The 12,402-nt window shown below is 69.7% G+C and carries 9 protein-coding genes and 2 pseudogenes; 5 read left to right on the plus strand and 6 right to left on the minus strand.

Annotation, left to right across the window (positions count from 1 at the left end):
- Positions 1–103: 103 nt before the first annotated feature.
- Positions 104–1,297 carry a hypothetical protein gene (locus CG747_RS13490; RefSeq protein ID WP_100602158.1) on the plus strand — a complete coding sequence of 398 codons (1,194 nt, stop codon included), beginning with the start codon at positions 104–106 and terminating at the stop codon, positions 1,295–1,297.
- A 33-nt stretch (positions 1,298–1,330) separates the two neighbouring features.
- On the opposite strand, the gene CG747_RS13495 is transcribed toward CG747_RS13490, so the two are convergent.
- On the minus strand, positions 1,331–5,482 hold the full coding sequence (locus CG747_RS13495) for a trypsin-like peptidase domain-containing protein (protein WP_180985517.1): 4,152 nt from the start codon (positions 5,480–5,482) through the stop codon (positions 1,331–1,333).
- A gap of 229 nt (positions 5,483–5,711) precedes the next feature.
- The gene (locus tag CG747_RS13500; protein ID WP_100602159.1) at positions 5,712–6,080 is read right to left on the minus strand and encodes a DUF1330 domain-containing protein; all 369 of its coding nucleotides are present in this window, start codon (positions 6,078–6,080) and stop codon (positions 5,712–5,714) included.
- 499 nt (positions 6,081–6,579) lie between these two features.
- On the opposite strand from CG747_RS13500, the gene CG747_RS13505 reads away from it, so the two are divergent.
- Positions 6,580–7,677 carry a PleD family two-component system response regulator gene (locus CG747_RS13505; protein ID WP_100601961.1) on the plus strand — a complete coding sequence of 366 codons (1,098 nt, stop codon included), beginning with the start codon at positions 6,580–6,582 and terminating at the stop codon, positions 7,675–7,677.
- Positions 7,678–7,824: 147 nt separating this feature from the next.
- Here CG747_RS13505 and CG747_RS13510 read toward each other — a convergent pair whose 3' ends face one another.
- The gene (locus tag CG747_RS13510; protein ID WP_100601962.1) at positions 7,825–8,178 is read right to left on the minus strand and encodes a hypothetical protein; all 354 of its coding nucleotides are present in this window, start codon (positions 8,176–8,178) and stop codon (positions 7,825–7,827) included.
- A 497-nt stretch (positions 8,179–8,675) separates the two neighbouring features.
- Between CG747_RS13510 and CG747_RS13515 the strand changes: the two are divergent.
- A pseudogene (locus CG747_RS13515) lies at positions 8,676–8,999 on the plus strand (FAD-dependent oxidoreductase); the annotation flags it as partial.
- Between the two features lie 170 nt (positions 9,000–9,169).
- On the opposite strand, the gene CG747_RS13520 reads toward CG747_RS13515, so the two are convergent.
- Entirely contained in the window at positions 9,170–9,490 is a 321-nt protein-coding gene (locus CG747_RS13520; RefSeq protein ID WP_257980394.1) for a hypothetical protein, read from the minus strand.
- A 276-nt stretch (positions 9,491–9,766) separates the two neighbouring features.
- Between CG747_RS13520 and CG747_RS13525 the strand changes: the two genes are divergently transcribed.
- Entirely contained in the window at positions 9,767–10,267 is a 501-nt protein-coding gene (locus CG747_RS13525) for a hypothetical protein (RefSeq protein ID WP_257980395.1), read from the plus strand.
- Between the two features lie 225 nt (positions 10,268–10,492).
- Here the strand turns inward: CG747_RS13525 and CG747_RS47955 are convergent, their stop codons facing one another.
- Together CG747_RS47955 and CG747_RS13535 are read right to left on the minus strand one after the other, a co-directional pair.
- A complete protein-coding gene (locus tag CG747_RS47955; RefSeq protein WP_180985518.1) occupies positions 10,493–10,819 on the minus strand; it encodes a hypothetical protein in 327 nt (108 codons plus the stop codon).
- A gap of 292 nt (positions 10,820–11,111) precedes the next feature.
- The gene (locus CG747_RS13535; RefSeq protein WP_100601965.1) at positions 11,112–11,885 is read right to left on the minus strand and encodes a DUF899 family protein; all 774 of its coding nucleotides are present in this window, start codon (positions 11,883–11,885) and stop codon (positions 11,112–11,114) included.
- Between the two features lie 8 nt (positions 11,886–11,893).
- Here CG747_RS13535 and CG747_RS13540 point away from each other — a divergent pair.
- Positions 11,894–12,145: pseudogene (locus tag CG747_RS13540) on the plus strand (hypothetical protein); the annotation flags it as partial.
- Positions 12,146–12,402: the final 257 nt, after the last annotated feature.

Raw genomic sequence — 12,402 nt, forward strand, 5'->3', positions numbered from 1 at the left:
CCGAAGCGGAACATCAAGTGTCCGCCTCCCCATCTTTCGGAGCTTCCCACTTCCCGGGGCGCCCCTCACACCAGAACTACGAACGAATGCGATGGGGACCGTCATGCGTGAAATCAGCCGCCGGCACATAGTCGGGCTGGGCCTGGGAGCGGCTGCCGCGCTCTCCGTGACCGGCTGCTCGTTGTCCGGGGCGGGGGCCTCCGACACGGTCGGAACCCAGGTCGGAAGGGGCAAGCCGATCGGAGACGGCTCGACCGAGTTCACCGGGAAGCAGCCCCACCAGCCGCCCGCGCCGGAGAAGCTGGAGCCGGGCCAGAAGCCGCCGCAGTTCGTCGTCTTCTCCTGGGACGGCGCGGGCGAGGTGGGCAACGGCCTCTTCCCGCGGTTCCGCAAGCTCGCCGAGGACCACAACGCCTCGATGACGTTCTTCCTCTCCGGGCTGTACCTGCTGCCCGAATCGAAGAAGCGCATGTACCGCCCGCCGAACAACCGCGTGGGCGCCTCCGACATCGGCTACCTCAGCGACGACCACATCAGGGCGACGCTGAAGAACGTGCGCGCGGCGTGGCTGGAGGGCCACGAGATCGGCAGCCACTTCAACGGCCACTTCTGCGGCACCGGTCATGGCTCGGTCGCGCACTGGACCCCGGCCCAGTGGGACGACGAGATCGAGCAGGCGATGTCCTTCGTCACCAAGTGGCGGACCAACACCGGCTTCACCGACCTCGACCCGCTGCCCTTCGACTACAGCAAGGAACTGGTCGGCGGCCGCACGCCGTGCCTGCTCGGCCAGGACAACCTGCTGCCCACGGCACGCAAGCGCGGCTGGCGGTACGACGCCAGCTCGCCCGGCGGCCTCCAGATCTGGCCCGACAAGAAGCACGGCGTGTGGAACTTCCCGCTCCAGCAGATGCCGTTCCCCGGCCACTCCTTCGAGGTGCTCTCGATGGACTACAACATCCTGGCCAACCAGTCGAAGAACTCCACCAAGGCGCCGCCGGCCAACTACCCGGGCTGGCGCAAGCAGGCCGCGGAGGCGTACATCTCCGGCTTCCGCCGGGCCTACGAGACCAACCGCGCGCCGTTCTTCATCGGCAACCACTTCGAGCAGTGGAACGGCGGCATTTACATGGACGCCGTCGAAGAGGCCTTCAAGCACATCGCCGACGACAAGCGCAAGGACGTCCGACTGGTCTCCTTCCGGCAGCTCTGCGACTGGCTGGACGCCCAGGACCCGCAGGTCCTCGCAGGTCTGCGCCGACTCGGGGTGGGTCAGCAGTTCACCGGACGCGGCTGACGGACCCGGGGCTGTCCGCACCGCTCCACCCGGTCACGGGCAGATCCGGCGGTACCGCACTCCGGCGGGTACCTGCTGTTCCCATTCGCGCTGGGTCATGGACCGGCCGGCGATCGCGCAGACTCGGTCGACGAGGGTGCGGGGGTCGTGGAACGCGGCGGTGTCCCACAGCCGCACCGTGGCGTCGTCACCGGTGGTGGCCAGGGTCTGCCCGTCCGGGCTGAAGACCACCGACCACACGATGCCGGTGTGGCCGGTGAGGGTGGCCAGCGCGCGGTGGGTCCGGACGTCCCACAGCCGCGCCGTAGAGTCTCTGCCGCTGCTCGCGAGGGTCTGCCCGTCCGGGCTGAAGGCCACCGACTGCACCGAACCGCTGTGACCGGTGAGAGTGGCCAGCGGATGATGGGTGCGGACGTCCCACAGCCGCACCGTGGCGTCCCAACTCCCGGTGGCCAGGGTCTTCCCGTCCGGACTGAAGACCATCGAGCTCACCATGCCGGTGTGGCCGGTGAGGGTGGCCAGCCGACGGTGGGTCCGCACGTCCCACAGCTGCACCGTCCGGTCGGAGCTGTCGCCGGCGGTGGCCACGATGCTTCCGTCCGGGCTGAAGTCGGCGCGTCCCAGCGAGCTGCTGAGGGTGGCCAGCGGACGGTGGGTCCGCACGTCCCACAGTCGCACCGTCCGATCGACGTAACTGCCGCTGGCCAGGGTCGCGCCGTCCGGACTGAACGCCACGGACTGCACCGAGCGGCTGTGGCCGGTGAGGGTGGCCAGCGGACGGTGGGTGCGGACGTCCCACAGCCGTACCGTGGCGTCCCAACCACTGGTCGCCAGGGTCTTCCCATCAGGGCTGAAGGAGACCGCGCTGACCGCGTCGGTGTGGCCGGTGAGGGTGGCCAGCAGGCGGTGCGTCCGCACGTCCCACAGGCGCACCGTCCGGTCGTCGCTGCCGGTGGCGAGCGTCTTTCCGTCCGGGCTGAACGCCACGGACTGCACCGAGCGGCTGTGGCCGGTGAGGGTGGCCAGCGGACGGCTGGCCCGCATGTCCCACAGCCGCACCGTGGTGTCCGCACTGCCGGTGGCGAGGGTCGTGCCGTCCGGACTGAAGGCCACCGACAGCACCGAGTCGGTGTGGCCGGTGAGCATGACCAGCGCACGGTGGGTCCGCACGTCCCACAGCCACACCGTCCGATCGTCGCTGCCGGTGGCCAGGGTCTGCCCGTCCGGGCTGAAGGCCACCGACCACACCGAGCCGGTGTGTCCGGTGAGGGTGGCCAGCGCACGGTGGCTCCGGACGTCCCACAGCCGCGCCGTAAGGTCGCTCGCGCCGGTGGCGAGGGTGCTTCCGTCCGGGCTGAAGGCCACCGAGTCGACGGGGGCGGTGTGGCCGGTGAGCGTGGCCGACTGCCGGTGGGTCCGCACGTCCCACAACCGCACCGTCCGGTCCGTGCTGCCGGCGGTGGCGAGCGTCCTTCCGTCCGGACTGAAGGCCACCGACAGCGCCGAGGATGCGGTGTGGCCGGTGAGGGTGGCCAGCAGACGGTGGGTTCGCATGTCCCACAGTCGGACCGTCCCCGAACTGCCGCCGGTGGCAACGGTGTTGCCGTCCGGGCTGAAGACCACGGGGCTCGACGAACCGGTGAGGGTGGCCAGGGGCCGGTGGGTCCGAATGTCCCACAGGCGCACCGCGCCGCGGTCACCGCTGCTGCCGGCCAGGGTCGCGCCGTCCGGGCTGAAGGCCACCGATCGCACCGACGGGCTGCTGCCGGTGAAGGTGGCCAGTGAGCGGCGGGCCCGGACGTCCCACAGCCGCGCTGTGCTGTCCTCACTGCCGCTGGCCAGGGTGTTTCCCTCCGGGCTGAACGCCACGGACTGCACCGAGCGGCTGTGGCCGGTGAGGGTGGCGCGCAGGGGTGACGCGAGGGTGGCCAGGAGTCGGACGCGGGTGTCGGCGGTCGGGTGGATGCGTTGTGCGGCCAGGGCGAGGCGGGCGGCCTGGGCGGGGTCGGTGGTGGCCTGGAGTTGGCTTCGGGCGGTCAGTTGCTGGGCGGCGGCCAGCTCGCGCTGCTGATTTCCGGTGCGGGCGTTGAGCGAGGCGAGGACGGACACGATGACGACGAGGGTGGTCAGGAGGGCGAAGCCGGCCAGGACGAGGCGGCGTCGGCGGGTGCGGCGGTGTTGGGCCTGGACGCTGGCGTCGACGAATTCGGCTTCCTCGGCGGAGATCTCGGCCGCCCGCTCGCCGAGCCATCGCTCCGCGTCGTCGATCCGGCGCCGGTCGAGGGTGAGTTCGGCTGGTCGGCCCTGTTCCTGCCAGGCCCGCAGGGTGTGCCGGAGCGCCTCCTGCCAGCTGCGGAATTCGCGGTTGCGCTCGACCCAGTCCTGGAGCCGCGGCCAGCTCTCCACCAGTGCCTGGTGCGCGAGTTCGGCCGTGTCCAGTCCCGTCGGGCGGTGGGTCACGACGACCAACCGGGTGCTGGCCAGCCGGTGGATCAACGACCAGTCGTGCTCGGAGAACTGCGTACGGTCGGCAACACGGCGCGTGTCGGGGCCGCGTTCCCCGGCGTCCAGGCGCTCGGCGGGCCGGACCAGCTGGATGAAGATCCGCTCCAGCGCCGCGTGCTCGGAGTCGTCCGCCCACTCCCACAGGGTGCGTTCCGCGTTGCCGACCAGCGCTCCCTCGACCCCGCCGAGCTCCTGGTAGGCGGTGGCGGTGAGCACGCCGCGGTCCTGCCGCGCCCACAGCTGGCTCAGGGCGTACTCCAACATGGGCAGTGCGGCCGCACCGTGCGGGGTGTCCTGCAGCAGTCGCTCGACCAGACCGTCGGCGAAGCGGACGCCCACGTGCCCCTCCAGCGGGCGGGTGATGGCCTCGCGCAGCTGATCCCGGGTCATCGGCGGCACCACGACGTGGGTCGCCTCCCAGGCAGCGCGCAGGACCGGGAGCCGCTCGATCTGCGGCAGGAAGTCGATCCGGGCGACCACCACCGCCTGGGCCGGCCGGCTGCCGTCGGTTCGGCGCATCGTCAGGGCGCCCAGCATGGTGTCCAGCCTGCGGGCGGTCTCCGGCGCGTCCGCAAGCAGGGTCTCGAACTGGTCGACCACGAGCAGGAGCCTGGAACGCCCTTCGTGCCGGGCCAAGGTCTGCTCAAGCGCGGTGCGCAACCCGTGTTCGTCCCCCAGCCGGCGGGCCAGGGCGGACCAGCGGTCGTGCCAGTCGGCCTTCCGCGTGTCGCCGTCGCCCGCGGATGCCAGCGCCCAGGCGAGCAGCTCCTGCGCGGTCAGTCGCAGCCCGTGGGGCAGACGAGCGATCAGGTAGGTGCCGTGGTCGACATGTGCCAGCAGGCCGGCGCCGGTCAGCGAGGACTTGCCGACACCCGAGGCGCCCAACACCGGGAGTACCGGGACGTGTTGCTCCGCGAGGAGTTCGAGCAGCCGGCGTGTTTCGTGGGCACGCCCGTGGAACACCGCACTGTCGTGCTCGGTGAACGGCCACAGCTCGCGAAAGGGACTGTCGGCGAGCAGCCGCGAGCGCAACTGCGGCCATTCACGAGCGAGCGACTCCACGGTCAGCGCGTAGCCGGTCCGGCGCCGCTGGTCCCCTTCGACGGCGACGACGACACCGACCACACCCTCGTACTGCTCGTCCCACACGGGTGCCCCGCTGAAGCCGCCGGCCAGCGGGAAACCCGCCCGTTCGTCGCAGGTCAGCTGCCACCAGCCGGTTCCCTCGCGGCCCTCGATGGTGCCGCGGGTCCAGATCCCGGCGTCCTTGCTGCCGCCCGGCCCCGGATACCTCGGGAAGCCGAACGCCCGCCAGCGGTGCCCGGCAAGGTCGTCCGATTCCACGATCCGCAACGGAACCGCGTCCGCCGGCGGCTGATCGCCCAACCGCAGCACGGCGACGTCACCGCTGTTGTCGGCGGCGACCGGCACGCTGAAGTGCACCGTGGCCGTCGCCACGGGACGGCCGGGCAGCAGCGGGAAGTCGACAGTCACGGGGAAGCCGGCGGGCAGCGGCTGGTCGTCCGGGAGGCCCGCGAGGGTGGAGACGACATGCGAGCAGGTGAGCAGGGACCGACCGGAGATCAGGAAGGCGACCCCGACCGGACGCTCCCCGTCAAGTACGCGTGCGGTCCCGCGCTCCCAGGCCAGGCTGCTCGGCCTGCCCGCCGGCCGACTCACTCGTCGCCCTCGTGGCGATTCCACTCGGGCAGTCCCACGACGAACGACTCACCGTTCTCGAACGGCACACGTAGGTACACGCGCGATGCCCTCCTTGATCAACCGTCAAGTCAGTGCAACTGCAGATAAGTTGATCGAATCTGCACGTGTGGTCATTTTAGCCTCGATGTTTCATGACCGACCGTCGGTTTCCCCGACGCGTGGACGTCCACTCCAACTCCAACTCCGGCTACTCCTCTGCCTCTGCCTCTGCCTGTGCCTCCGCCTCTGCCCGGAGCTTCTCCACCCGCGCACTCGGGTCATACTCCGGTCCAACGCCCTCGATCAGTACTGCGTCCCCCTCGGTGTGGTCGGTCCGCAGCCGCAGTATCTGCTGGTACGCGGGGGAGTCATACCAGGCACGGGCCTCGGCCAGGTCGGGGAACTCGATCAGCACCATGCTGCCCGGCCAGGCTCCCTCCACCACCTCGGCCGGCGGGCCGTGGATGACGAAGCGCCCGTGGAAGGGGTCGAGGGTGGCCTGGATACGCTCCAAGTACTCCAGGACATCGGGGTGATGGCGATGGTTGTACAGATGCGCGAAGCCATAAGCAGACATGTTGGGTTCCTCCACCGGCTCGTCCGAGTCCCCGTATGGGACGACGAACCGAACGTAGAGGTGAGCGTCCGCGCAGGCGATTCCCTGCGAGGTAATCGCCACAGCCGCGGGTGTGATGTGCCGGCAGCGGCGCTCGTAAGTCCGCGGCCCATCGACACGAAGCGCCGCAGCGCCCCGCCCTCCGTCACCGGTCCGCGATTCAAGCGTCAACACCACGCCCGCGGTCACGCGGGTGTTGCCGCAACACCTCCACCGGCAGTGCGGCCCTGAGCTGCGCGTTCGGAGTGTTGCGGGATGCCGGGCGACGCCGCAACGGGTACCGGGTGTTGCCGGTTTGCCGGTTGCCTGGCGCAACGGGTTCACCTGGCGCCATTGTGTGGCGCATGGCAAGGCGGGTCCATCCGGGGCGCGCCGTTCCGACCGCTCTGTGGCGGGTGAAGGAGGGCAGGTGCGATGGATCGTTCGCTTGTGTCGGTGTGGGTGAAGGGCGGAAGCATCCGTGGGTGAGCTGCGCCCCCTCGGGCAGAGCCTGACACCGGAGTCCCGTGCGTTGGCGATGGCGCTGCGGGAGGTCTTCGAGGGCATGGAAGTCTCGGTACGCCGCTACGCGGCCCGGCGGGTGCGGGACGCCGGCACCTTCTCCCGCTACCTCAGCGGCACCCGCGTACCGCCGTGGGAGGTAGTGATGGATCTCTTCACCGACGTCGCCGAGCACCGCGGTTTGGCCGCCACCCCGGACGCCATCGAACTGGTGCGGCGCCTGCACCGGGAAGCGGTCGAAACCAGCACCTCACCCCGCCACGCGGTCGAAGTCCTCGAACAGCAACTCGCCGAAGCCGACCGCGTCTCACGCCGCTCAACCGCCCACGGTGACGCACTGGGTGACGCCCTGCTGGACCGCAAGCACCGCATCGCCGACCTGGAAGTTCGGCTGAACCAGTTGGAAGCCGAATGGAACGCGGAACGGGAACGGGCCGAGCGCCTGGCCGCGGCCAGCTCCGACGTCACCGAGCTGCTGCACGAACGCGATCAGCTGCGGCACGAAGTGACCCGCCTGTCGGCCCGGTTGCACGAGGTGCAGAAGCGGCGCGAGGAGGCCGAACAACGCTGCGACCTGTTGGAACGGCAGTTGGAGGCGGTCGAGCAGGTGCAGAAGACCGCCGTCGCCGTGCCCCCCGTGGTGCCCCGGGCCATGCCCAAGGTCCTCATCGTGGACGATCAGCCGGACAACCTGCTGGCCATGACCGCCGTCCTGTCCACCCTCGACCAGGAACTGGTCGCGGTCTCCTCCGGCCGCGAAGCCCTCAAGGCCCTTCTCGACCACGACGACTTCGCCGTGATCATCATGGACGTCCAGATGCCGGACATGGACGGCTACGAAACCGCCGCCCACATCAAACGACGCCCCCGCACCCACGACGTGCCCATCATCTTCCTCACCGCCATGGGCACCGACCCCGAACACTCCGCCCGCGGCTATGCCGCCGGTGCGGTCGACTACATCGGCAAGCCCTTCGACCCCTGGGTCCTGCGGGCCAAAGTCGCCGTCTTCACCGGCATCTACCTCGAACAACGGCGCCTGGCCGGGGACCAGTAGCGGCCAACCGCGCACCGCGGGAAAACCTCACCGACACCCGCACGCCCTCGCCGCCGGGGTACCCGGGCAGCGGCCTCGACGAGCCGCCGCCGGGCAGCAACGAGCCCCGGTGCCCAGCCAGAGGCTCGGCACCGGGGCTGCCTGTCCCTACTTCTGGAAGGCGCCGTTGTTGCAACCCATGTCGGAGCCCAGCTTGGTCTGCTGCGCACCAGCGGAGCCCTCGCCGTTGAGTGCGTTCCCCAGCGCGCCGTCGAGGGCACCGACCGCACCGAGGATGTCGATGTTCAGGTCGTGCGACCGGCACTGGGTGGTCTGGGTGATGCCGAAGAGCGCATCCTTGCCACCTCTCATGCCACCCCTCATTCCGCCGTCCTCCTCTTCGCTGGAGAAGGAGTTCGTCCCGCCCTTGCTCCCGCCGTGGGCGACTGCGGTGCCGGCGCCGAGGAAGCCAACGCTGCCCAGTACGGCGATCACAACGGCGGCCTTACGAAGCTTGCGCATTTCATCTCCGGATAGGTCGAACGGAAGCGATCAGTAGGCGATCGACTTCGTACGGCTATGAAAACTAATGCGGAATACGCCCCAACTCCTCAGTGACACGCTGAATTTCGCGACTTCCGCAACCCGGATCCGCCCCGCTTATCGGATAACCCGTACCCTTGCCGGTCTCCGGGCTGTCGGCGGCAGTACCTGCAACGAGGCGAGAGACCGGCCGCCCGCCAGGAGTATCGAATTCCAGGACTCGCTGAGCTCGACTGTCGGCACCGCGAGATGTTCATGCGAGATTCCGGCCGAAATTCGATGAGCCGGCGTACGGGCCGATTCACCAGGACCGAATTTCCAAATAGCGTGACTGCCACCGCAACTCGATATCGATCGAGCCTCAACTCCTCATAGGAATCGGCCGCACACCAAAGGCACCAGCACCACGCCAGTCGGTCACCTGTCGAGGGCTGTCGGTCGGCTGTCGGTGGCTCGTCGGCGGTGCCTGGCACCTTGGGCGGCTCGCCCTCAAGGCGGCCGGTCTGATGGACGAGTTCCATGCCATCGTCCTGGAAGGCCGCCAGGCAATCCGGGGCCTCGACCGGGACGGGCGCGTGCTGCTGGACAAGCCCGACGAGGGCACGGGCGGACGCCCCGAGGTGCAGCGCGGCGAACTGCGGCAGATCCTGCTCGGCGCACTCCCGGCCGGCGCCGTCCGTTGGGAGCGGAAGGCCGGCAGCACCCGCACGCTCGGCGAGGGCCGCCACGAGGTGACGTTCACCGACGGCGGCACCGTCGTCACCAACCTGCTGGTCGGCGCGGACGGCGCGTGGTCAAAGGCCGTTTCGTCCGCGTTCCACGACTGCCCGCCCACCTCCGCCTGAGCGGCCGGCCCTGCTGCGCAACGCCTCCGCCCACCGTGGCCAACCGAGGCCCTGCCGGGTGGAATACGCGACGTCGCAGGCCGCAGTTCCGCCGGCCGTTCAGGTCGTATGGGAGTGCCTCGTCGCTACGCCCGGTCCCTGAGTCGGGGCGAGCGCCTCCAGCCGTCGCCCGTGGCGAACGCCGCCACCAGGTCGGCACCGCGAGCTGCCAGGAGGCGCCTTCGCTCCCAGCGCGAACGCGGCCGGAGGCTTCCCCGGGTGCCCTGTGACGGGTGCGTGAGAGCGGTAAGGCGCCGACCGGCCTGGGCGAGGTCGGCCAGAATGCGTTCCCGGTGCCGCTCGTTGCGCGCACCGCGCAGCGCGGTGTACAAGCCCTCGATCTCCGCCACGGCCGCTCCGACGTGCAGATTGGTGCTGGCCATCGACGACATTTCGCCCCGCGCCACCTAAGACCTCCTTGACATGAACCAACGTCTGGACACTTTCCCAGCTGCGCAACTCTGCAACCCTTCTGTGTGTCACGAAGGCGTACGGAGAACATCCCGGTGCGGTGCGGTGGCTATGGGTGTGGGTGTGTGCCCGGGGTGCCGCGCCGGGATGGAAATCCGTTGCCGCCCGGACGACTTGGGCCGCGATGGAGCTGGTCATTGTCGTCCGAGCTGCGGTAGGAAACTCAGATGACTCGTATCCCTGCCTGCGGGCCGGAAGGGCCCATCCGTGCCATGACCACCTCGTGGGCGCCGCCGGCCGTGCGGGCTGTCCTCTTCGACTTCTCCGGCACCCTGTTCCAGATCGGTACGTATGCAGACCGGATCCGAGCGGCGATGGCGCAACCCGTGGACGACGCGGCGATGGACGTCATGCTGAGCGGGCTCGAAGCCGGCCTGTCGGACCCCGACGTGATCGAGGCCCAGCGTGGCCGCGACGTGTCCTCAAGCGCACATCGCCATGCCTTCACCGCCTGGTACGCCTCGGTTCCCGAGTTGGCGCCGGTCGCCGACGTGCTCTATGGGCAACTGCAGGCCCCCGAGTACTGGGTGCCCTACGCGGACACCGGGTCCACACTGGTCCGACTGACTCGGAGCGGGGTGGCGCTGGGGGTCGTCAGCGAGGACGGCGGGGCGGCCGCGGCGGGACTGCGCTCGTATGTGCTGCCCGGTCGAGCCACTCCCGGTTCGTGTCGCGGACTGGATGCGGTGCTCCGCCTGGCCCATCGAGTGTGATCGAGAAGAGGACCCGTGCGGCTTGGAACTCTCAACAAGAGTGGGGGACTTGACCTAGTGACCTGAGCATTGGTGATGGTCTCGGGCATTGCGCGCGCCCTGCCGTCATCTCCTCAAGTCCCCGCCGGCCAAGGACGGCTACCGGGAGGCCGTGCCTCGGGCCCGCTTGGGGACTGGCGAGGAGCCGCGGCCAGGATGGTGACGGCGGTGATCCCCCGGAGCCCGTCATTCGCCGGGTGTGCGCTGTCGAGCGGGCACACCCAGGGCACAACACACCGAAAAGCCCTGTGAACCAGTGAGAACCGCCGAGCGTAGTTTTCCCTGTTCCGCAGGGCTTTCGCGACAAAGCAGCAGGTCATCCCCAGCCTCGTGCCATTCGAAGTTGAAAGACAACCGGTAGACCGGCGCATAGGTGACCTGAGTACCCTCGGCCTTCGCCGAGAAGGCCGACCGCCGAATGACCTCGCTCAGCCGCGGATCCACCCGCCCATCCGGCGAGACGAGAATCGGCTGCCGGTCGCGCAACCCAAGAGCACGCTCCCGCTCGGCCAAATCCCCCCACCCAGCCGCCGGACCATCATCCGCCGGCGTACCGCCATCACCGACCCAGCAGCTGGTCAAGGCGCTGTTCTTCCTCGCGCTGATGCGGCCCACCGACCCCGCGCGCACCGACAAACGCCTCAAGTGGCGGTACCGCCGGCACCTGTTTCAGGAAAGTAGCGCGTCGCGTCTTCGATGACGGCTCCTTCGGTGGGTGTGTGCGGAGTGGATGCGGACCGGTCGTACGGATGAAGGCGCGCCGCGCGGGCGCAGCGCCCTGCCGGATGCTGCTCTTCGGTGTCCGTCAGTGGCAACGGTGGGGCGGGTCCGCTGGTGGCTCTGGGGTGCCGAGGTCGTCGGAGCGTCCTGCGTGGAGTCGCGGCCACTGGGCGGCAGGGCGTCCGCCCGGCCACGTCGGTACGGGTCGCCACTCGGGCGAGCCGCCATTGGTCCTGGTATTGGAGCAATATTGCGGCCAGTTGGGGGGTGAGTCCTCCCACGGCTCCTGGCGTCCGTACGCGGTGAGGTCCATGAGCGCGTAGCTGTAGTCCATCGCCTCGACGCCGCGCCGGGTCGTCCAGTAGGTCTCGAAGACGCGGTTGCCGTCGCGGAGGTAGCACACCAGGTGGAACAAGCCGACGGTGCGCCCGACCAGGAGCGCGTCGAGGGACGGTTGCGCCGAGTACCAGGGCATGCGCCAGTCCATGAACGCGCGGTAGCGCAGGCTCTGCTCGTAGGACGCCTGGGGTTCGGCCCCCTCGACGGCGCCGTTGCGGCCCTGGCAGAAGACCGCGTAGGTGATGTCGCGGGAATGAAGGTAGGACAGCTCGGCGACCTGGGTGGTGTAGAACGTGCAGCCTTCGCACTGCTCGTCTGCGGGCCGCCGGGGGTTCCACATGAAGTAGTAGGCGATGAGCTGTCGGCGTCCTTCGAACGCGTCGAGCAAGGTCACCGGCCCGTGCGGTCCGAGCAGCTCAAGGTTCGCGTCCACCTCGACCATGGGCAGGCGCCGCCGGGCCGCGGCGATCTGGTCCGCTTCCCGGGTATGCGCCTTCTCCCGTGCGCGCAGCCGGTCCAGTTCGGACCTGCGCGTTGGTCGAAGCCGACCGCGCCCGCCCCGGCACTGCCGAGCACCTGGCTGCGCTGCCCGGCATCACCGTCCTGGACCTCGACCTGCCGGCCGCACTCGCGGTGGCTCAGCAGCCGTCATGGGCGGCAGCCCACTGCCGGCACGCGGCTCAGCCCACACCGGACCGGCCCGAGGGCGCCATCGTCGCCACCACCGACCCCGCACGGTGGCACGGGCAGCCCGTCCGAGTCCTCGACCTCAGCCCGTGAACCTCCGGCCGCCGGCACCGCGCCCACGGGGGGAGCACGTCCGCGCCTGGCAGACTGCCGCAGTGGCGCAGGTCGCTGCCCGACGCCGTTGCTGTGGGGCTGTCGCTGTGGGGCCGTCGCTGTGAGGCTGGTCGAGGAAGCGGATTCCTGACCGGGAATCAGCTGCCGTGCCGCACATCGGCACGGGCTTGAGCACAGCGGACCGCCATCGGCGATGTCTCCATCAAACCTGGGGTTCACCCCGATGTGAGCCGAAG

This window comes from Streptomyces sp. CB02959 (assembly GCF_002803155.1).
Classification (GTDB): domain Bacteria; phylum Actinomycetota; class Actinomycetes; order Streptomycetales; family Streptomycetaceae; genus Streptomyces.